16 protein-coding genes and 1 other RNA gene are annotated in these 21291 nt (G+C 66.9%); 6 read left to right on the plus strand and 11 right to left on the minus strand.

The window, feature by feature from the left end:
* The first annotated feature begins 400 nt into the window (after positions 1-400).
* Genes ACFY12_RS21295 through ACFY12_RS21305 form a run of 3 tightly spaced genes read left to right on the plus strand, consistent with a single transcriptional unit; the run spans position 401 to position 3275 of the window.
* Positions 401-1276, plus strand: a complete 876-nt coding sequence (locus ACFY12_RS21295; RefSeq protein WP_390717416.1) for a Nif3-like dinuclear metal center hexameric protein — start codon at positions 401-403, stop codon at positions 1274-1276.
* The gene (locus ACFY12_RS21300) at positions 1273-2016 is read left to right on the plus strand and encodes a zinc ribbon domain-containing protein (RefSeq protein ID WP_390717841.1); all 744 of its coding nucleotides are present in this window, start codon (positions 1273-1275) and stop codon (positions 2014-2016) included. The genes ACFY12_RS21295 and ACFY12_RS21300 overlap by 4 nt, the downstream gene beginning before the upstream one ends.
* Positions 2017-2024: 8 nt before the next feature.
* A complete protein-coding gene (locus ACFY12_RS21305; protein ID WP_390717417.1) occupies positions 2025-3275 on the plus strand; it encodes a bifunctional RNase H/acid phosphatase in 1251 nt (416 codons plus the stop codon).
* 172 nt (positions 3276-3447) lie between these two features.
* On the opposite strand, the gene ACFY12_RS21310 is transcribed toward ACFY12_RS21305, so the two are convergent.
* Both ACFY12_RS21310 and yaaA read right to left on the minus strand, forming a co-directional pair.
* A complete protein-coding gene (locus ACFY12_RS21310) occupies positions 3448-4053 on the minus strand; it encodes a bifunctional 4-hydroxy-2-oxoglutarate aldolase/2-dehydro-3-deoxy-phosphogluconate aldolase (protein WP_390717842.1) in 606 nt (201 codons plus the stop codon).
* Between the two features lie 258 nt (positions 4054-4311).
* On the minus strand, positions 4312-5109 hold the full coding sequence (yaaA, locus tag ACFY12_RS21315) for a peroxide stress protein YaaA (protein WP_390717418.1): 798 nt from the start codon (positions 5107-5109) through the stop codon (positions 4312-4314).
* A 244-nt stretch (positions 5110-5353) separates the two neighbouring features.
* On the opposite strand from yaaA, the gene ACFY12_RS21320 reads away from it, so the two are divergent.
* Together ACFY12_RS21320 and rnpB are read left to right on the plus strand one after the other, a co-directional pair.
* A complete protein-coding gene (locus tag ACFY12_RS21320; protein WP_390717419.1) occupies positions 5354-6946 on the plus strand; it encodes an RNB domain-containing ribonuclease in 1593 nt (530 codons plus the stop codon).
* A gap of 377 nt (positions 6947-7323) precedes the next feature.
* Positions 7324-7724, plus strand: an RNA gene (rnpB, locus tag ACFY12_RS21325) — RNase P RNA component class A.
* A gap of 463 nt (positions 7725-8187) precedes the next feature.
* Here the strand turns inward: rnpB and ACFY12_RS21330 are convergent.
* Positions 8188-8595 (minus strand): hypothetical protein, encoded by a 408-nt coding sequence (locus tag ACFY12_RS21330; RefSeq protein ID WP_390717420.1) that lies wholly within the window; start codon positions 8593-8595, stop codon positions 8188-8190.
* 528 nt (positions 8596-9123) lie between these two features.
* On the opposite strand from ACFY12_RS21330, the gene ACFY12_RS21335 reads away from it, so the two are divergent.
* Entirely contained in the window at positions 9124-9495 is a 372-nt protein-coding gene (locus ACFY12_RS21335; protein WP_390717421.1) for a hypothetical protein, read from the plus strand.
* Positions 9496-9517: 22 nt separating this feature from the next.
* Here ACFY12_RS21335 and ACFY12_RS21340 read toward each other — a convergent pair whose 3' ends face one another.
* The 8 genes from ACFY12_RS21340 to ACFY12_RS21375 form a co-directional block, all read right to left on the minus strand.
* Positions 9518-10828 carry a DGQHR domain-containing protein gene (locus ACFY12_RS21340; RefSeq protein ID WP_390717422.1) on the minus strand — a complete coding sequence of 437 codons (1311 nt, stop codon included), beginning with the start codon at positions 10826-10828 and terminating at the stop codon, positions 9518-9520.
* Positions 10829-10849: 21 nt separating this feature from the next.
* Positions 10850-11458 carry a hypothetical protein gene (locus ACFY12_RS21345; RefSeq protein ID WP_390717423.1) on the minus strand — a complete coding sequence of 203 codons (609 nt, stop codon included), beginning with the start codon at positions 11456-11458 and terminating at the stop codon, positions 10850-10852.
* 146 nt (positions 11459-11604) lie between these two features.
* Complete coding sequence (locus ACFY12_RS21350; protein WP_390717424.1) at positions 11605-12441, minus strand: phosphoadenosine phosphosulfate reductase family protein; 837 nt, start codon at positions 12439-12441, stop codon at positions 11605-11607.
* Entirely contained in the window at positions 12438-16043 is a 3606-nt protein-coding gene (locus ACFY12_RS21355) for an ATP-binding protein (RefSeq protein WP_390717843.1), read from the minus strand. The genes ACFY12_RS21350 and ACFY12_RS21355 overlap by 4 nt, the downstream gene beginning before the upstream one ends.
* 2 nt (positions 16044-16045) lie before the next feature.
* Positions 16046-17152 (minus strand): DUF4007 family protein, encoded by a 1107-nt coding sequence (locus tag ACFY12_RS21360; RefSeq protein WP_390717425.1) that lies wholly within the window; start codon positions 17150-17152, stop codon positions 16046-16048.
* Between the two features lie 67 nt (positions 17153-17219).
* Positions 17220-18395 carry a cysteine desulfurase family protein gene (locus ACFY12_RS21365; protein WP_390717426.1) on the minus strand — a complete coding sequence of 392 codons (1176 nt, stop codon included), beginning with the start codon at positions 18393-18395 and terminating at the stop codon, positions 17220-17222.
* Positions 18396-18735: 340 nt separating this feature from the next.
* Positions 18736-19614, minus strand: coding sequence for a phosphotransferase enzyme family protein (locus ACFY12_RS21370; protein WP_390717427.1), 879 nt, complete (start codon positions 19612-19614; stop codon positions 18736-18738).
* On the minus strand, positions 19611-20870 hold the full coding sequence (locus tag ACFY12_RS21375; protein WP_390717428.1) for a helix-turn-helix domain-containing protein: 1260 nt from the start codon (positions 20868-20870) through the stop codon (positions 19611-19613). Before ACFY12_RS21375 ends, ACFY12_RS21370 begins: the two co-directional genes overlap by 4 nt.
* Positions 20871-21291 lie beyond the last annotated feature (421 nt).

A 21291-nucleotide genomic window follows, 5' to 3' on the forward strand; every position in this document is an offset into this window, starting at 1 on the left:
TACTTTTCGCACTTCCGGCCGATCAACGCGAGGTGCCGCACTTCACGCATAAGGGTGGCGGTCGTCCGGTTCGCCGGTGCCGGGCCGGGCGGTTGTGCTCCCCGTTTGCACGCGGGTTCCCTGTTGGCTCCCTGTTTGCCACGTCGGGTTCCCTGGGTTCCCTGTCGCGAGGGTGGCTGCTCCGGGCGAGCACCCCGGACGACCGGCCCTGCCCGGCCGACGGGCTGTTGCCCGCAGGCCCCGCCCGGCCGACGGGCTGTTGCCCGCAGGCCTTGCCCGGCCGACGGGCTGCTGCCCGCAGGCCTTGCCCGGCCGACGGGCACCCGCCCGGACCGGGCGGCCGCGCGTCCGCCCCCGGCTGACGCCCGTCCTGTCACACCCGGGAGGTAATCTTCCACCCGTGCCCGTACTGTCTGAAGTCCTCGCCGCGCTCGACGCGCTCTGGCCCCCCGAGCGGGCCGAAGGGTGGGACGCCGTAGGCACGGTCTGCGGTGACCCCGATGCCGAGGTCCGCCGTGTGCTGTTCGCCGTCGACCCCGTCCAGGAGATCGTCGACGAGGCCGTGCAGCTCGGCGCCGACCTCATCGTCACCCACCACCCGCTCTACCTGCGCGGTACGTCGACGGTCGCGGCCTCGACCTTCAAGGGCAAGGTCGTGCACACCCTCATCAAGCACGACATCGCGCTGCACGTGGCGCACACCAACGCCGACACCGCCGATCCGGGTGTCTCCGACGCCCTGGCCGGTGCCCTGGATCTGCGGATCCTCCGCCCGCTGGTGCCGGACGCCAGTGATCCGTCGGGCCGCCGTGGCCTGGGCCGGATCTGCGAGCTGGCGCATCCGATGACGCTGGCCGAGTTCGCCTCGTACGCCGCGGCCCGTCTGCCGTCCACCGCGCAGGGCATCCGGGCGGCCGGCGATCCGGAGCGCGAGATCCGCACCATCGCGGTCTCCGGCGGCTCGGGCGACAGCCTCTTCGGTGACGTCCGGGCGGCCGGTGTGGACGCTTTCCTCACCGCTGATCTGCGCCACCACCCGGCCTCCGAGGCCACCCAGCACACGGGCGACGGCTCGCCGGCGCTGCTCGACGCCGCCCACTGGGCCACCGAATGGCCGTGGTGCGAGCAGGCCGCGGCCCAGCTCGACGCGGTCTCCGACCGTCACGGCTGGGGACTGCGTACGCATGTCTCCCATACGGTCACCGACCCCTGGACCGCCCACGCGGCGTCCACCCCCCTGTTCACCCCGACGCACACCACAGGAGCCCCACGCTGAACGCCGCGCCCGCCGACCAGATCCGCCTTCTCGACGTCCAGGCACTCGACGTCCGGCTCACCCAGCTCGCGCACCGGCGCAAGAACCTCCCCGAGCTGGCCGAGCTGCAGACCCTGGAGGCCGACCTCACCCAGCAGCGCGACCTGCTCGTCGCCGCGCAGACCGAGGAGAGCGACACCCTCCGCGAGCAGACCAAGGCCGAGCAGGACGTGGACCAGGTGCGCCAGCGCGCCGCCCGCGACCAGCAGCGCCTGGACTCCGGTGCCGTCACCTCGCCCAAGGACCTGGAGAGCCTCCAGCACGAGATCGCCTCGCTGGCGAAGCGTCAGGGCGATCTGGAGGACGTCGTCCTGGAGGTCATGGAGCGCCGCGAGGCCGCCCAGGAGCGGGTCGCCGAGCTGACCGCCCGGGTGGACGCTATCCAGGCCAAGGTCGATGACGCGGTGGCCCGCCGGGACGCCGCGACCGACGAGATCGACACCGAGGCCGCCACGGTCACCAAGGAGCGCGAGCTCACCGTCGCCGACATCCCCGCCGATCTGCTGAAGCTCTACGACCGCATCCGCGCCAAGGAGGGCGGCGTCGGCGCGGCCCGCCTCTACCAGCGCCGCTGCGAGGGCTGCCGCCTGGAGCTGAACATCACCGAGCTGAACGACGTACGGGCGGCCGCCGCCGACACCGTCGTACGCTGCGAGAGCTGCGCCCGCATCCTGGTCCGTACGCCCGACTCGGGCCTGTAGGCCGCACCGTGCCGCGCACGCTGATCGTCGAGGCGGACGGCGGGTCCCGGGGCAACCCGGGGCCGGCCGGCTACGGCGCGGTCGTCCTCGACCCGGAGACGGGGGAGGCGCTCGCCGAGGCCGCCGAGTTCATCGGCACCGCGACCAACAACGTCGCCGAGTACAAAGGCCTGGTGGCCGGTCTGCGGGCGGCGCACGCGCTGGATCCGGAGGCGCGGATCCAGGTGCGGATGGACTCCAAGCTGGTCGTCGAGCAGATGTCCGGGCGCTGGCAGATCAAGCACCCGGACATGAAGCCGCTGGCCGCCGAGGCCCGATCGGTCTTCCCGCCCGGCCAGGTCGGCTACGAGTGGATCCCCCGCGCCAAGAACAAGCACGCCGACCGGCTCGCCAACGAGGCGATGGACGCGGGCAAGAACGGGAGGCAGTGGGAGCCGGGGGCCTCCCGGGCGGCGCTGGCCACCGGGCCTGCCGGGACCACCGGGTCCGCTACGACGCCCGCCGCCGGGTCCGTTACGGAGCCCGCCCGCAGTGCCGCCGCCCGCGCCGCGGACAAGGCGGAGGACGAGGCCGCGGAAGCCGCCGAGGCGAGGGCGGCGGCCGCCCCGCAGGCCGGCTGGGGCGGCCCCGATCTCGGCGTACCGGCGACCTTCGTCCTGCTGCGGCACGGCGAGACGGCGCTGACGCCCCAGAAGCGGTTCTCCGGCAGCGGCGGCACCGACCCCGAACTCTCCGACGCCGGACGCCGCCAGGCCGAGGCGACCGCCGCCGCGCTCGCCGCCCGGGGCACGATCCAGGCCATCGTCAGCTCACCGCTGCGCCGCTGCCAGGAGACCGCGCGGACGGTCGCGGACCGGCTCGGCCTGGAGGTACGCGTCGAAGACGGCCTGCGCGAGACCGACTTCGGCGCCTGGGAGGGGCTGACCTTCGCCGAGGTGCGCGAGCGCTTCCCCGATGACCTCGACGCCTGGCTCGCCTCGTCCAAGGCTGCGCCCACGGGGGGCGGCGAGTCCTTCGCGACGGTCACCCGCCGGGTCGCCGTCGCCCGTGACAAGCTCCTCGCCCGCTACGCCGGCAAGACCGTGCTGCTGGTCACGCATGTCACGCCGATCAAAACCCTGGTCCGGCTGGCGCTCGGCGCCCCGCCGGAGGCGCTCTTCCGGATGGAGCTCTCCGCGGCCTCGCTCTCCGCGGTCGCGTACTACGCGGACGGCAACGCCTCGCTGCGGCTGCTGAACGAGACGTCGCATCTGCGGTAGGCGGGCGGCTCGTTGGGGGACTTGGCCCTGCGGTAGGCGGGCGGCTCGTTGGGGGATTTCGGCCTGCGGTGGGCGAGTGGCTCTCGGGGAATCGGGCCTGCGGCGGACGGGGCGATTCATCTGGCCTGACGTTTGGCCTGACGTTTGGTTTGACGCTTGGCCTGGCGTTTCGTCAGCCGCGCAGGGCCGCCGCCTCCCGGGCGAGGCGCTCGACCCGCGGCCAGTCCTTCGCGGCGAGCGCATCGGCCGGCAGCATCCATGTGCCGCCCACACAGCCGACGTTCGGCAGCGCCAGGTACGAGGGGGCCGACGCCGGACTGATCCCGCCCGTCGGGCAGAAACGGGCCCGGGGCAGCGGGGCGGCCAGCGACTTCAGGTAGGCGGTGCCGCCCGCCGCCTCGGCCGGGAAGAACTTCATCTCGGTGATGTCCTCGTCCAGCAGGGTCACCACCTCCGAGGCCGTCGAGACGCCCGGCAGGAACGGTATGCCGGAGTCCCGCATCGCCCGCAGCAGCCGCGGTGACCAGCCCGGACTGACCAGGAACCGTGAGCCGGCCGTGCCGGCCGCGGCGACCTGCTCAGGGGTCAGCACGGTACCGGCGCCGACCACCGCGTCCGGAACCTGTCCGGCGATCGCCCGGATGGCGTCCAGCGCGGCGGGCGTCCGCAGGGTCACCTCGATCGCCCGCAGCCCGCCGGCGACGAGCGCCCGGGCGAGTGGTACGGCGTCGCCGACGTCGTCCGCCACGACGACCGGGATGACGGGGGAGACCCCCAGGACCGAGGACGAGGACGAGGACGGGGACGGGGAGCCCGCCTGCCCATGACGGGAGGCGGGCGCGGAGAACTCATGACGGGAGACGGGCGCGGGGAACTCATGGCGGGAGGAGGGTACGGAGGCCCCGTGACGGGCGGCGGGCACGGAGGAGTCGGCGCTGGTCACGCCGTCCATGGTGCGCCCGCAGCCCTACTCTCCGCAATGATCGTTGCACATGCTGCAACTGCTGGGGTGTGAAGTGGTGAAGTGGTGAAGTGCCTACAGCTCCGTCACGATCACATCAATGGCCCAGGCCTTGCCGGCCTTCCCCGGAGCCTCCGCCTCCACCACATACCCCAGGTCCCGCAGCGCCTCCACCAGCTCCGCCGGCCCCTCCGGCGAACGGCCCGCCGACACCAGCTCCCGCACCATCCGCCCCTTGGTCGCCTTGTTGAAGTGGCTGACCACCGTCCGCTTCTCCACCCCGGCCACGATCTTCGACTGCAGCACCCGCACCGTCGCGGTCCGTTCGGCCACCTCCCCCTTGGGCTTCCAGGCCGTGGCGTACGCGGCGGACCGCAGGTCCAGCACCAGCCCCTCCCCGGCGGCCTCCGGCATCACCTCCGCCATCGGCGCCCGCCAGTACGCGCCCAGTGCGCCCAGACCCGGCAGCTTCACGCCCATCGAGCAGCGGTACGACGGAATCCGGTCGCCGATCCGTACGGCGCCCCACAGGCCCGAGAACACCAGCAGGGAACGCTCCGCCAGCTTGCGCGCCCGCGCGTCCAGGGACGCCAGCCCCAGCGCGTCATAGAGCACACCGGTGTAGATCTCCCCGGCCGGCCGGGTACCGGCCGTACGCAGCCCCGCGTTCTTGGCGATCTCGCCCTTGAGGCCGTCGCTGAGCCCGAGCACCTCCTGAGCCTTGGCCTCGTCCGCCGTACACAGCTCGACCAACTCGTCGAGCACCGCCTGGCGCGGCGCCGACAGCCCCGGCAGCGACAGCGCACCGATCTCCAGCGGCGCCCCGGTCCCTCCCGTGGCCTTCCCCTCGGACGGCGGCAACAGCACGAGCACGGCGTTCTCCTTCACGGTGGTACGGGGTGGTACCGGGCGGTACATGGTGGTACGGGCAGGGCTGCGGCCCCAGAAAAGCGTATGGCCTGCGCCGCACGGCCCGACCATCCGCCCACCCCTCCCAGCAGTCCCCACCCCCCAGCCGTCCCCACCCCTCCCAGCCGTCCCCGCCGCGCTGGTCGCACGGGCGGCGCGGCACGTCCACGGCGCGCCACCCGCGCCCACCCGCCCTAGGCTCGATCCCATGCCCCGTCGCCATATGCATGTGACCGACGCCGCCGACGCCCCGTTGCGGGCCGCGCTGCGGGAGCTGCGCGGACAGCTGGAGATCCCCGACCACTTTCCGCCCACGGCACAGGCAGAGGCGGAGAGCGCCGCCCGCGCGCCGCGAATCCCGGCCGGCGACGGGGCGGTGGCGACCGAGCACACCCTGGAGGACGCCACCGACCTGCCGCTCTTCACCATCGACCCGCCCGGCTCCCGCGACCTGGACCAGGCCCTGTTCCTCTCCCGGCGCTCGGGGCCGCCCGGGTCGGGGACCGGGGGCGGCGGCTTCCGCGTCCACTACGCCATCGCCGACGTCGCCTCCTTCGTGACCCCGGGAGGCGCACTGGACGCCGAGGCGCACCACCGGGTGACGACGCTCTACTTCCCGGACGAGCGCGTTCCGCTGCACCCACCCGTGCTCAGTGAAGGCGCCGCCAGCCTGCTGCCCGACCAGGACCGCCCGGCCGTCCTGTGGCAGCTCGACCTCGACCCGCACGGTGAGCTGACCGACGTCTCCGTCCGCCGTGCCCTGGTCCGGTCCCGCGCCCGGCTGGACTACGCGGGCGTCCAGCGGGTCCTCGACGACAAGACGGCCGAGGAGCCGCTCGCCCTGCTCCGCGACATCGGCCTGCTGCGCGAGGGACTGGAGATCGCCCGGGGCGGGATCTCCCTCAGCGTCCCCGAACAGCACATCATCGAGCTCGAGCACACCGGCCACTACACCCTCGAATACCGCGCGCCACTCCCCGCCTACGGCTGGAACGCGCAGATCTCCCTGCTCACCGGCATGGCCGCGGCCGAGCTGATGCTGGCCTCCGGCACCGGCATCCTCCGCACGTTGCCCTCCCCCAAGCTCTCCACTTCTCCCCCAAGTTCTCGGCTTCGCTCGAACAGGGGGGACCCCCATGACCAGGGGGAATCCCCATCCCGGATCGGCTCGGTCGCCCGGCTGCGGATCACCGCCCGTGCCCTCGGCGTGGACTGGCCGCACCACACCTCGTACGCCGCACTGATCCGCAGCCTCGACCCCAGCCGCGCGACCCACGCCGCGTTCCTCCAGGAGTGCACCGCCCTCCTGCGCGGCGCCTGCTACACCGTCTTCGACGGCACCCCGCCCCAGCCCTCCGAGACGGTGCACGCCGCCGTCGCCGCCCCGTACGCCCACGCCACCGCACCGCTGCGACGGCTCGTCGACCGCTACACCTCCGAGCTGTGCCTGGCCGCCTCGGCCGGAGAGGAACCGGCCGACTGGGTCCGGGCCGCACTGCCCGCCCTGTCCCGGGAGATGGAGCTCGGCGCCCAGCGCGCCCACCACATCGAGCGGGCCTGCGTCGACCTCGTCGAGGCCGCGGTGCTACGCGACCGCGTCGGCGAGGTCTTCGAGGGCCTGATCGTCGACATCCAGGAACAGGACCCCACCCAGGGCACCATCCACCTCTACGACCCAGCCGTCATCGGCCACGTCGAAACCACCCCGGACGGCCCCCCGCTATCCCTCGGCCACCCCCTCCGCGTCCGCCTCACCGCCGCCAACCCCGGCCACGAACCAGTCCACTTCACCCCCGCCTGACGCCTCCACCCCCGCCCGAAGACGCCCCCCCGGCGAGCCCGAGCCCCCCTCCCCACACCCCTCCCCTCATCCGCTCATCCGCCGGCCCGTGTCCGCCCGCCAGGCCCGCCCGCCGAGCCGCCCGTACGGCCGTCACCACGCCCCGGGCGTCATCGGCATGAAACCGCACCATACGCACCACCTCCCACGGGCCCAACAGCCGTACCACCTCGACCGCTTGGGCCAGCTCCACAGTCACCGACGTCTGCTCAAGCCCCATACGTCACCCCACGAGCACCCCACTGGCACCGCACGAGTACCCCACGGGCGCACCCCACGAGCACCGCACCGGTCGCGGGCCAGGCCTCCGCGGCAGGTAGCATGGTCGGCACGGCGGACGAGCCGACCGGACGGCCGCGTGAGGATCTTCGATCCTCCCGAGGAACGTCCGGGCTCCACAGGGCAGGGTGGTGGGTAACGCCCACCCGGGGTGACCCGCGGGACAGTGCCACAGAAAACAAACCGCCGGAGGCTTCGGCCTCCGGTAAGGGTGAAACGGTGGTGTAAGAGACCACCAGCCTCCGAGGTGACTCGGAGGGCTAGGTAAACCCCACCCGGAGCAAGGTCAAGAGGGGGCATCGCCTGATGCCCCTGCGCGGACGACCGAGGGCTGCCCGCCCGAGTCCGCGGGTAGACCGCACGAGGCTGCCGGCAACGACAGCCCTAGATGGATGGCCGTCTCCCCTCGGCCCGCAAGGACCGAGGGCGACAGAACCCGGCGTATAGGTCGACTCGTCCGCCGCCACCTGGGACTTTGCCCCGGAAAGGGCCTCTGACCTGCGTCGGAGGCCCTTTCCGACCTTTCACACGCTTGCCGCTTTGGGCAGCCGAAAGTCCCTCGGAAGTCCCTCTGACAGACCTGAAAGTCCCTGAAAAATCCCAGAGGCGGGTGGCCGGCGGGGGCGTCTGAGCAGCAGATCCGAGGGCGGTGCCCGTGCCAGGGGATGCGGGGCGACGGCCGCTCTGAGGGCTGCCCGCTGTCCTGATCGCTCAGCCGGGTCGAGGATGGTGGCGAGTGCAGCGGTTCTCGCGCTGGCGGCGGAGGACGAGCCCGAGCCCACCGACGGCGAGTACCGGCCCCGCATCGGCGTGATCGCTGCGCGCCGTGACGGTGTGCTGCTGGGCTGGGCATGGGTATACGAGGACCCGGACCACGAGCGAGGCGCGCGCCTTGAGGCGCACCGGAAGTTCCCGCCACCTTGCTATTGCTTGATGACGTCGTCACAGGCGTGGCCGGCCGCTGTGATGACGATGTCCCCCCGTGCATAGGCACTGAGCAAGATCTCGGCGAGGTGAGATAAGGAGCGGATGCCGTCGGGGCTCCTCTCCGCTGCCACTTTCTCTGTCGCGGCCTTGTGTGTGCGCCTGGTGATGCTTACCACGTGGGGGCTGCGGGAACGACCGCGGATGTAACGGCCGGGCGTCACCCGAATCGTCCCCTTGGTGTAGCCAGCGAGGAGTAGCTCAACGACCTGAGGGGTAGTCAGCCCGTTTTCCCTGGCTTTCCCGGAGCTCGCGCTGTCGCCATCAACTGCTGCCCATATTCCGTCATTCACGTTGAAACTGGTCTTCTTGTGCGCGAGCGGATCAGCTGAAGGGGTGTCGGCCACCGCAGCATCCTATGACTTACAGCAAAGAGGGCGCGACGTGGGGTGACGTGATGCACGGCACGTGGTGGCCGTTTGTTTATTATGCACTGACGCATAAGAATGGCGAGTGCAACGTCGTCAGAGGCACTGGTAGCCGTTCCGCCGCGACCTGAACATCGCGGTGATAAGGCGTGGTTCGTGTGTTCTGGTGCGCTGAGGGCGTGGCCCGGCTCGGCGGTTCCCAGTGTCGGGCGAAGAGGAACGACTGCGCGCTGCGCCAGCGCCGCTTGATGAGTAATGACGAACATGACGCACTTGCCGTCCACCGTTGAACGCCCCGCAAATGCAAGCTCCGCAGTGCCAACCTTGCCTGCGTATTTGGCTATTCGACTCACGCGAACTGTCCCGCACGACGCCTGGGGCGTGTTCTGCGACCGTTGCGCCCCGGGTGGCACGATGGTGAGCGAGTGCGACGGCCCGTTTGCGCGGCCCGATGCCCAGGCGGCGGCGGAGAACCACGCCGAAGCGCACGCTCGCAACGATAGTGCCGTGCTGACCGAGGAGGAGGAGGGCCGGGCAAAGGAACTCAACTTCTCCGTTGCGCAGGTCGCAGCACTTAGTGCTGCTGAGCGCGGGAGGCTCTACGAGGATACGAAGGGCTTCTATATACCGGACGAGGTTGATTCGGGCGTGAAGCCTGTCGCAAGGCAACGCGTGGTCGGACTGACTGTCCGAGGTCTTCTCGACCCCCAGCCGGCTGGGCCTGGACGCCGCACGCTCGTCTTGACCGACGAGGGACGAGAAGCGCTTGCCCTGTGGGAACGAGCCCACAGGGCAGGACTTGTCACACATGCGGTGAAGGACAGTAGGGCCGGAAGCCTTGCGCAGCGGCGCAGCGCCTACACCTTTCTGTCCCACTGAGTGGCGTCTGGTCTGTGCCGCATTAGTGGAATTCTGTATGAGCGGGAAGACGGCGCATTAGTTCCTCGCCGGGAACCGGGTACCGTTCGCCGTTCTTTACTGTCCGGTAACCCCTAAGCGCTCGTTCGATTTGGCTCTTAGAGTTGGGAGCCAGATGCGCCAGGAGCAGTTCGTAGAGCGCTTGACCGTTTTCCTTCGCCGTAACCATCTTGCCCTTGCGGGCGGCATCCGGGGTCTCCTGCCACACGGCGGAGAACGGAGCCGCCGTCATTCGCCACTCCAGCTCGCTCAGACGCTTGAGCAGATCAGGCCAAGGCAGCAGTCCTTGTTCGCTGATGTGGCGGACGGCACGAACGATTTGGATCTGGACAGCAGGCCGCATGAAGGGGTGTCCTTCGCCGTCGCGGGCCTTGGGCGCACGCAAATCCTTTGGCGCGGTGTGCGACTCGTAACGTTCACGCATGTCGCCACAGGCGCCCAGCAGCTCGTCGAGGCGCTGAGCTATGATCTCGTAGCTTTCATCGAGCACATCGTCAGTTGCTCTCTGCGAGGTCTTGTTCATGCTCTCATGGAGGCCAAAACCAAGCTCGGTCACCAGGTCGTAGAGAACGCCGATAGTGGTCCAGGCGGTTCCGGTTACGCCTACCTGACGGGTGGCGAGCTTGAGCTCACCGTCATTGCCAACTTTGCTGAAAACCTGGACGACTCCCTGGCGCCCCAGGAACGCGTGATCATCCAGGAGACGACGAGTAACGATGGCAAAACCGTCATCTTCGTCGAGCGCGATATTCTCCTGGGCGGTTGTTTTCACCGCGTTTCGGTTGATGTTGGTGAAGAGGCGGCGAGTTCGCCGTCGACCGGCATCATCGTCGAAATGAGGAACGACGATCACGGTGATGTCTTCGCGTCCGAGTTCAGGGTTGCGTTTGACTGCATCTTTGATGGCCTTGAGTCGGTGCTGGCCATCGAGTGCAAAGAACTGGTGCGTTCCGTCGAAGGTCAGCACGCCGAAGTTGCGGTCCATTCCCGCGAGAACGTCGCCTGTCTCAGGGTTCTTTTCCATCTCAAGCGGAATGTATTCAGGTGCCCCTCCCCACGCCGCCACAATGATTGCGCCAAGAAAGCGATTCTCGTTTGTGAGGAGGTAGTTCGTGATGTCGGTGGTGCGGGTGCCGACTCCGCGCTGAATCATGGTGCCCAAGTCCTGGTTGCCACCCAGTTCGTGAGCGAAATTGATCTCGCGAGCTACTGCGGCATAGCTCATGAGACAGGAGTAGTACTTCCAATTTCCTACGTGCGCCTCGAAAGCGGGGACGAACGTCTTGGAGGGCATTGATACCTCTTTTCTTCGCGGTTAGGACGTCCACGCGGCCCGGGGGCTACCGAGCTTGCCGCGGAGCTTCGGGCGATCGACATCGTTCAGAGGTGGGTTCCAGAGACGGATTAGCCTCTTCTCAAGCCCTCTGATCCGACTCCGGTCAGCGACCGTGGTGCACCAGAACTCCATCGGTCGAAGAGGGAGGTAGCGGCTAAGCCGCTGGGCGCGTGTCTGCGGTTCGCTGTCTGTCCACAGGCTTTCTGGATTGCCGCGGAGGTATCTGCGATATTCCTTGTAGCGCTGCCGTATCGTGTTGCCGTAGTCGGTGGTGGAGGCTCCGGCCTGCCCAACGTAGAGCAACTTGGGGAAGCTGCCATACGCGGGGCGACTATCGACGTGGAATTGAAACTGCGGACGCCATACGAACATGTATAAGCCGGGGGCATCCGGCAGGGCGGCAGCGAGGTCCTCGGTGGCTAGGTAGACCTCCCACGGTAACGCGAACTCTCGGAGGTCTGCCTCAAGCTGTTGGCACCGTTCGACGTCCAGCATCCGATGCAGGCCAACTTCCATGGGAAGTGCTGGGCTGTCCTCCTCGCTGTACCGCTGAGCTATTCGCGTGAGTGCGTCCCGGCCGTCAGCCATGCTCGGACTTGTCATGCGCAAGAGCCCCCCGCTCTCGTGGATGTCGTCCGCCTAGTCTGACATCGATCGCTGACTCAGTGTCAGCCAGCATGTGAAGATGCCCGGTTTGCGAAGAAGGTTCGCGCGCCGGGCATCCTGGATCCCCGTCAGAGGTGGCAGACCGCACATGCCGCGGCGTCGTCGTCCGCGTCGAGAGCGTCGGACAGCACCTCAAGCAGCGGGCGGTTCGGCTTGACGCGCTTGGCCGAGCGTTCGAGAGCTGCTTGATGTTTGGCCTCGATGTCATCCCTGCGCTCTATGAGTTCGCGAAGGGACTCGCCCTGAGACCAGGTGTACTGCCGGTCCTGCATTGCAGTGCGCTGGTAGTTGACCTTCTCCTCATACTCTATGGCCTTCTCAAACAGTTCCGGGTGCCGGTCCTTGAGGCCAACCCATTCGTGCTTTCGCTGGAAGAAGCAGAAGTAGCAGCCGGAGCGAGTCCGCCACTGGTAATAGTCCGGGAGGCCGATGCCGGCCTCGTCGAGAATGCGGTCGACGCCGGCCCGGTCAATGCCATCCTCGCGGAAGGGGAAGACGGCGGTGATGTTCGGCTTGGTGCTCACATAGCCGAGCCGGTTCTCGTCAGCGCGAATCGCGACGTAGGAGACGACTTCGTCGTCACCGACCCACTCTTCCAACGGCTTGATCTTGAGGTTCTTGGTGCACCAGCGCATCTGAGGGCTTGGGAGCGTGCCCTGGTACACCTTCAACCAGTGATCGAAGTCCCGACTAGCGTTGAGGCGGACGATCGGCTTTCCTACGGCTGCTTCGAGGCGGTTGAGGTACTCGTAGGTCTCCGGTAGTTCGGCACCGGTGTCGCAGAAGAAATACTCCATCTCGGGAACGCGATCGCGCATGTAAATGGCGAGAGCGGACGAGTCCTTGCCCCCTGACAAGCCGAGGACATGACGCTTCTTCCCATGGGAGTTCTCGGTGCTGGTCACAGCTTCTCCTTACTCTGGGGAGCCGAGGCGGTGTGGGTTGCCGCCAGGCGCTCTGCCAAGGCGGCGAGCAGGATGCGTGCGCCGTCAGGGCCCAGTGCTTCCTCAGCTTGCCGGATGACACTGACAACGAGCTCTTCGGCTGGCTTGCGAGACTGCCGCGGCACGTGGATGAGGGTGCGTTCCTCCTGCCCCTGGGGGGTGGTCAGGGTGAGGAGATGGGTGTCCAACTGACGTGCTTCGTCGGACCCTTGCGCAACACGTGGTGCATCATGCTCGTACAAGTGACTCACGCGGTCGAGGGCCCGAGCTACTTCCTTGACCTGGCGAGGGAAGCTTGTGACGTCCCTGTCTGTCCAGTCACCCAACGCCTTGTTTGCGAGGCGGATGATGACCGGGTCCAGCCAGTCCTCCTCCGGCAAGCTCTCGTTGAGGATGCGGGAGACGAACCCACGCAGGCTGAGCTCGAGCGGAGCGTCAGCGAAGCCGCGAAGCCGCTCGGTCAGTCCGGTGCGAAGCTCGGAGAGCGCCTCAGGGAGACGGAACTCGCGGCCGATCGTGGCTACTACTTCGCTGCGCAGCGTGACGCTGGCGCTGGATAGTTCATCTAGGGCTGTGCTCAGGCGCGATACGTAGGACCCGGCTGTGTTCTCGTCCTTAGTGGAGTTCGCGAGGATTGGTTCGAAATTCAGAGCCTTAGGCAGGGAAGTGAAGACCAGTTCGTCTGGGTCGGTCGCACGGGACAGCACTTCGCGGATGGCAAGGGCATCAGCGCTCAGCCGACGGGTTTGTCGAGCATACGGCTCAAGAACCATCATGCGTTCCAGCATTGCCCGCGTGACAGCCAGTAGAGCGGGATTACGGGCAGTGCGAGAGCGCGGCCTTTCAACGTTGAGAGCCTTAGTCAATCCCTCAACCACGAGGCGACGTTGCCCTCGTCCTACTGGCGTGGCCTTGACCGCGAAACGGTCAGGATAGGGGACGTTGAGGCGCTCGATGATCTCAGGAGTCAGCCGTTGGCAGTAGTTGCCATCCTCGAACAAAGCAACGTCGTCGCTCCGCAGGATGAGGGCTGCCACGGCAAGGATGGGGACAACTCCAGCCTTCACACCGTAAGGCGGCGCCATCAAATGGTGGTAGATATCGACGATCGGTGTGGGCTGCTTCGTATTGGTCAGGGCATCTTCGAGAGCCTTCCAGGTACCGATGACGTGGGCATTGCGCTCCTGGCTGGGACGAGAGAGGCCGTGCGTGAGGAACCCGTCACCCTGGGTATCAGTGCTGGTTTCACCCGCGGCCCGGTGAAGGCCGAGGTACTCCACGACCCCGTGGTATATCGCCCGCTCCGGCGTGTACTTCTTGGCGTCATAGCCGAGCAGAGGCGTACCTGAGCGTTGCAGCATGTCGGTGAGCAGCTGCCGCCGAGCGCGAGCACCGTTGCTGGTGAGCTGGTGGCGCCCCACCATCTCATTGCGGATATGCGGCGTGAGGGGGTAGACCCGATCGCAAGCCTGGGAAGCAAGATTGGCGTAGCTGCGGGCCTTGATGGGCTCGCCCGGCTCACCGGCAGTCTCAGTCCCCTTGTCCCACAGATACCAGGTGGACTGAGGGCTCAAAGGATTGAACGCTTTGTCCAGCATGGAGCCGATGTTCTGCGAGATGTATGACGCGCGTTCTGCGATTTCGCGCGCTGCCACGTGATCGATAGTGCTGTCTTCGAGGAGTTCCTCAAGCGCCACCAGGTCGATGCCAGCTTGTAGAACACTCTCGGGGGCTTGAGTGGTGCCGATGAGGACAGGTAGAGGAGAATTCACTACGGGCCGCGTTTCAATAGGCCCGAGGTGGTAGACCATCAGGCCGTCTGCTGCGTCCCGGACGACCTCCGGACCATCCAGTTTCTCAGCTTGGTGACTGACTGAGGTGACGAAGTACCGGAGCATGCCAGTTCTCTGGCTGTGTCCACCAGCGACGACCGCAGCCGGAAGCACAGTCCCGAGGTGCTTGCTGAAGTACCGGACGACATCAGCTGGATCGATGCGCGTGGCGATTTCTCGGACGCGTGCATCGATATCGACGTCAGTGCCCTGCCAGACCCTGTATTCGTTGCTGTAGGTCCGGTGGACGACGAAGCCGTCGGCCGCGAGTTTTTCGAGTTGCTTTTCCAGAGCAGCGAAGCGTTTGGGATCGCCCGCATCTGCTGGATCGTGGAGGGCGAACTGAATCATGGACGGCGTGGCACGGAGCAGGCCGTCCGTGTCGATCAGATTCAGGATGCCGATAACCTTGAGGACTTCCTGGTCTTCGGCGGGCAGCCCATGTGCCTCATTGAGGCGATTGTCAACCTCCAGCCATCGGCTGGCGTTCGCGGAGGCGAGGATGGTTGTCCGGCCGGAGGCGAAGAAGTAGTCGTACAGCTGAGGCAGCCGGATGGTGGAGGCGTGCTTCGGAGAAGCGCAGGACAGGGTGTCCAGGGTCCGGCGGACGGTGTTGGGCTCATCGCTGGCGAGGAAGCCAGTCAGGCTGCGGTCGTGCTGGCCGATCTGGGCGGCCAGCAAGGGAGCGGCGACAGCGGTGAGGGGGTGGAGTGGATACAGGCCGGCGAACGTCTCGGCGGAGATGTCGACGATCGTGTTGAGAGCGTGTTCCGCCCAGGTGTCTGCTGCGGCCTGCGCCTGGACCTGGATGAGCTCACGGTCCGCAGCCTGAACGCACGACGGGTCGAGGCGCCGCTGCATGAGGTGCACGGCATCGCCAAGGTTGGGCGCGAACGTGATGTCCTCGAAGCGCCCTTGAATCTTTGCCCACTCCTGCGTCTGGATGGTGCTGGAGCGCGCCGCGTAATCGGTGAATGCCAGATGCTGCAGTGTGATCAGGAACAAGTGCATTCCCGAGGGGCCGGCGCCCTTCTCGGCGAGCAGCTGGAGGAGGTAGACATCGCTGCCCTCGCTACCGGATTCACCTTCGGCGGCGAGATACTCAAGGGTTTTTCCGAACTCGTCGATAATGAGCAGAACCGGAGCGATATCGCATAGGACCGCGAAAGCCTCTAGAAGACTCTCTGCGGAAGGCACCTCGCGATCCATGCACGCCGCTAGCGCTTGTGCGACGGCCTTCGGAGGACGCTTCTTCCACCTGCGTTCGACCGCGGTTTGCAAAGCTCGCCGCACAGTGATCGCCAGAGGTTCGCGGCGTGCAGTGGCGATGGCCCCCAGGAACCCGTCCTTGTGTAGCTCATCGCGAACTCGCCCGAGGCGCGTTGCGTGCCCGGGGCTGGTGTCGGTGACGGCTTTCTCGGCTGCCTTCCGACGAGTTACGTCATGTCCGAGGAGGGCGTCGAGGAGGTTCGACAGGGTCGACTTGCCGGAGCCGTAGGGCCCGGTGAAAGACCATGCCCGGGTGCGACGAGGGTCGGACACAGCGTTGGTGACTCGGTCCAGGACATCGAGAGAACGCACTCCCACGTAGGGCGTATTGAGGAGCGTCTCACTGACATCGCGCTCCAGATTGGTGGAGCGCAGCTCTGAACCAACCAGCTCGATGCCCTTGGGGATCTGGACGGTGGCCTCGACCTGGCGTGGGCGCCGGGTGGTCTTGGGCGTGGCCATGGTCACGCGTTCTCCTCAATCAATTCCAGCTCCTCGGTCTGCTGCGGGAGCTTTGTGTTCGCACGCTTGGAGGTGGTGGCATTCAGGCCGGGGTACTGAGCCGCCCACTCCTTCGGGGTCGAGAATCCGTCGCGGTTGCGAACGTTGCCGTAATGCTCATCGAGAACGTCCCAGGCCAACTGCTGAGGATTCTTGCTGTAGGTGAGACTGCGTTGTCCAAGCGCTTCAACGACATTCAGGTCGGGGTGGTCCTTGACGAGACTCTCGATGGCCACGGCAAGATCCGGCTCTCGCATGCGAAAAGCCCGGCCGGGAGCACCTGTCTCATTTGCAAGTCTGGCTAGCGTGATAGAGCCGGCCTTCACCGAGAACCGTGAGGCGTAGTCCAGGCAGGCGTAAACGAGAACAGAGGCCGGGAGATTAGAGCGGGATCCCTGGGTGAAACGCCAGGTCCGCTGTCTGCCCTTGCCTTGCCCTTCAAGGAGACCTAGCTCACGGAAGGGGGACATCAGCAAGTCCTCGAAGCTTCCGGGGGAGAGGGGATTGAATTCCTGGTCGAGGGCGTACATCTTGATCAGGCAGTCGACGTCGCGAGCGATGGACTCTGCGGCAGGCCAGTCCTTCTCGCCGAACCCCTCGTGAACATGCCGGGTGATGACACTGCCCATCTCCGCGGACGTGACGCGGGAGAACGGCGCGAGGTTGAACATCACATACCAACTGGGCGCCCAGCATTTAGCCTGCGACTCGGACGCGAGCAGCCACCAGTGCAGGAGCCAGAGGCTCCCCGTGTCTTCGAGGTAAGGGTCGGCTCCGCTTTCATCAAGTAGCCAGTGGGCACGCCATGTTGGTGATCCGACCAACGAGCGGTAGGAGGGGTCGGCATGCGGGTGCTCACGCGTGAGCTTGAAAGCCTTTGACCAGTACCGCATCGAGTTGACCATGTTCTTGCCCACGCCGAGCAAGACGGGCGCATCCTCACGGTGGAAGATCTGGCTGTCGTCCTTTACCTGCATGTAAGCCTTGTGCAGCCAGCCGAAGCGCGGGGCAAAGGTTTCATGCCGAGAGAAGGAAAGTTCGACGGCCTCGGCGAGCCGACTATCTGACATGTAATTGGACCTTTCGGTGGAACAAGCAGCGAGGCAAGTGGAGTTGATTCCGAATAGGCAACGTTGATCAGGCCCCGTCGGTGGCCGCCAACGCGGACCGCACGTGCGATACCGCCTTGACGATGGCATCTAGTGCGACCTCGACATCGGACTTGGTGGTGCCATAGCCGAGGGAGAAGCGCACCGTGGAGTCAGCATCGTCACGGCTTCGCCCCATGGCGAGGAGGACGTGGCTTGGACTCGGGGCTCCGGACGAGCAGGCGCTGCCGTCGGATGCGGCGACATGAGGCATGGAGGCCAGAACAGCGTCAGCCGGCAGGTTGTGGAAGGTGACGCTCGTGACACCGGGGAGCCGCGGCACGCGGGCGCCGTTGATTCGGCATCCAGGCATCTGGGAGGTCAGTCCGGCTTCGAGGACGTCACGTAGACCGGCTATCCGTGGAGCATCGTGCTCGAGCTGCAGTCGCGAAGCCTCGGCGGCTGCTCCAAGGCCGACGATCCCAGCGACGTTCAGTGTGCCAGCGCGCCACCCGCGTTCGTGTCCGCCCCCTACGAGCAGCGGCCGATGTGGTAGGAGGGTCCCGCGGCGGACGAAGAGCGCGCCAACGCCCTGCGGACCTCCGAATTTATGAGCTGAGAGGGAGAGCAGGTCGACGTCGAGCTCGGTGAGGTCGAGGGGGAGTCGCCCGACGTATTGCGTGGCGTCGGTGTGGACTAGGGCTCCGGCTTCGTGGGCCGCCTCGATGATGGGGGCCAGAGCGGTAAGGACCCCGGTCTCGTTGTTGGCGATCATCACCGAGACGAGAGCTAACTTGCGGTGGCGGACTGCCGAGAGCAAGGGCTCCAGATCGACGACGCCGTCCTCGTCGACAGGCAGGACAAGGAGGGAGCAGGGTTCATCGGCGGTGATCGTGCGGGCGGTTTCCAGAACCGCAGGGTGTTCGACCGCGGTGGTTACCAGCGTCCCGCCACGGGCGTACGCGGCGCGCAGGGCGAGATTGTTCGCTTCCGTAGCGCCAGAGGTAAAGATGAGTTCACCCGGCGAGCAATTGAGGAGAGCGCTGAGCTGACGACGTGCTAAGTCAACACGGGCTGCCGCTTCGCGCCCCGGGTGATGCATGCTTGAGGCGTTGCCCACGCTCCGAAGCGCGTCGAGGGTGGCTTCGAGAGCCTCTGGGCGCAGTGGCGCGGTGGCGTTGTAGTCGAGGTAGACCACGTTCGTCGCTGCAGGGTCGCCCGTCATATTTCCCCCCACTTGTCGGGATACGCTCCTATAGGAGGCACTCCTGGGGACGCTCCTCGGCAAGGTCCCCTCATTCCGCCAGGAGTGCAAGGAGATCCTAACCCCCGCCGCCGGTGTTGGCGTATGGTCACCTCAATGTGAAAGAGGCAGCTCAGATGTGACCGATTTGCTTCGATTGTTCATCATCGCGGACGCACGGTGGCGTTGCAGGGGCGAGTCCGGGAGGGGCGGACGAGTTGCATAACGGTAGGTAGCGGTCTGGGCGGCAGCTTGCTGAGCAGCAGCGCCCCCGATCGAGGCAGCCGATCCGGCCACTTCTGGGCCGGGGGCGGCTTCTCAGTCAGTGGATGGCCCAGCTCTTCGTTCGGTCTCTGTACTTGAGGGTGTCGAGCCGGAAGGCGAGCTGGGCCGTCGCATCGAGGTCTCCCTTGTCGGCGCGCCGGATGAACGAGCCGAGTGTGTGAAGGTCCCGTAGCTCAGTAAGCACCGGCAGCCCTGGCCAGTCGGCTAGGTCGTAGCCGTAGGCGTCGGAGAAGGCACGGAGCTGGGTTGGAGTGCGCCCGAAGCGGACGCCCTGGAAAGTGTTGGCGAGGTCGACCTCGCGGGGGCCGATCGCTGCTTCGTCCCAGTCGCCGAGCCTGGCGGCGGCGCGGTCCCACAGTGTGTTGCCCGGGTAGGCGTCACCGTGGATCACCCCCTGGCCGAGGGGAAAGTCGAGATGAGCGTAGGCGTCAAGGAGGTCAGCGGAGCGGTCCAGGATCCACTCGCGATCGCTGGGCGAAAGGACGGTGCTGGATTGCACAGCAGGACGCAGAGACAGATGCGGTCGATGGGCAGGCAGCTCGATCGGGGGATCGGGGAGCTGGTGAAGCTGATTGAGTAGACGGCCGAGGTGTTCCGGGCCGGGCGGTGGGCCGTCGGGCTGGGGGTAGTGCCGCCAGGCGCTGATGACGTAGCCGTTGACGTCCACAGGCTGCGGTAGATCGAGCGGCTCGGTGACCTTCAAGTCGTGGCCGGCCAGCCAGCGGGTAAGGGCGATGGCCCGTTGAACCGGGGTGTGCTCTCCGCTCCGGCTTACTCGGACGACTACGTTGGCATCGGGCAGGAGATAGACCGAGGTGGCGTGGCTGCGCAGAGGCGAGATGCCCCGTGTGGGAAGTCCCCAGACTGAGCAGGCCCGTTGAGCGGCGCCGTGCGGCGTGACAGATGTTGTGGTCATCGCTCCGACCGTAGCGTGAGCGTGCCGTCGATGACCTCGTAGTCGTGGATGAGATCGGCCAGCTGTCCGACGGTGCGGTTGCCTTTGAGGTCGCCTCGGCGCATGAGGCCGCCGAGCCGATCCATCGCGCTGCCGAGCTGGCGAATGCGCATCTGCGGGGGCAGGTTCAGGACGTGCTGGAGAGCGGTCGTCGCTCCGTCGGGGTCCCCTTGGAGGATGCCGGTGGTGATCAGATCGATATGGGCCAGGGCCTCGTCCCCGTAGGAGCGCTCCTCCATCGGGCCGCTGCGGTAGGCGGTGATGGCGGCCGTGGCGTGCTGGCGCGCCTCCTCGTGTCTCCCGAGGAGGGTGTACGTGCCGCCGAGGTAGTAGTCCTGCTTGGCGAGAGGGAAGGTCAGCAGGCCGCCGAACTGCTCTACCTCGTCATGGAGCGGAGTCTCCTCCCTGGCTCGCCGCATCCGGTCAAGCGCGGCCAGCGACAGTTCCCGATCGCCGATCCGGGCAGCCACGCGTGCCTCGATCGCGGCGATACGGATTCGGGACTCTCCAGCCGGGGCGAGCTGGGCCGCCCGTTCCGTCAGCTTCAATGCCATCCGGCTCTGTGGCGACCACTCGGCGAGCAGCGCCGTGGTGCCGGCGATCCACGCTCGGAGACCTGTGTGATCTGCTTGCTCGGCACAGAGGCGGGCGGTGCGGATCTGCGTCATCGCGGACGTCGGTTCGCCGAGGTTCTGGGAGGCATGCGCGAGCAGCAGGCAGGCCGTACCGGCGAGCATGAACAGCTCGCGGCTCTGCTGCGGGCGCTGGCGGCCTTCTAGTCGGTCGAAGAGTTCGTCCCGTACTGCGATGAGGTCGGTGAAGAGCGGCAGCAGCGGTGCGTGGACGTAGTCGGTGGCTATGCGGGCGAGAGTGAATCCGAACTGCTCAAGCTCGTCCGTGCTGACGTTGCTGGGGGAAATGAATTCGGCGAATGCACGGGAGGACTGTGCTGCACCGGCGGCGAGCGAGCGCATTTCGTCTGTGTCATCGGAACAGGGCTCAAGTTCCGGCTTATCGCCTGCAGTAGAACTGCCCAGGGCGCCCGGACGGAGTTCTCCCGGCACATTCAGAGCGTCCAGGAACGCCTGGGTCTTGTCGAGGCGTGTCAGGCGCCGGGCTCCGGATTCGAGTTGGGAGAGGTAGCCCTGGCTGAGGCCGGTGCGGCGAGCGAGGTCGTCCTGCCGTAGCCCGGTGCATTGCCGCAGTAGGCGACTCACTCGGCCGAAGTCCATTAACTGGAGGGCTTCCTGAATCCCGGCATCGGACCATACATGGGGCGGAATGGGGGGTGGCTCAGGCGCCGTGAGAGCGGGGGTGCTTCGTGCGCACGCTCCGCACAGTTCGCGTTTGTCTGGGTTGTAGCGGCTGAGCCGGCACCCGCACTTCAGGCAACGCCGTTCACCGCTCACTGCCCCTCCCGATCGCGGTCGACCATGTGGATGCTGATTCTCATGCTGGCATTGCAGTCGCCATATTGCAGCCCAACTCCCCTTATTGCTGCGGTGATATGCGCTCTCTCGGTCACGGTGGCAGCGTGACCCGCCATCCGAGCCGATGCATCGAGCTCGGCGTGGCAGGGACCTTGGGAGGTATGTCCATGGCGGCGAACCACCAGATCGTGTTCCACATGTGCCGCAG

This window comes from Streptomyces sp. NPDC001339 (genome assembly GCF_042895955.1).
GTDB lineage: Bacteria > Actinomycetota > Actinomycetes > Streptomycetales > Streptomycetaceae > Streptomyces.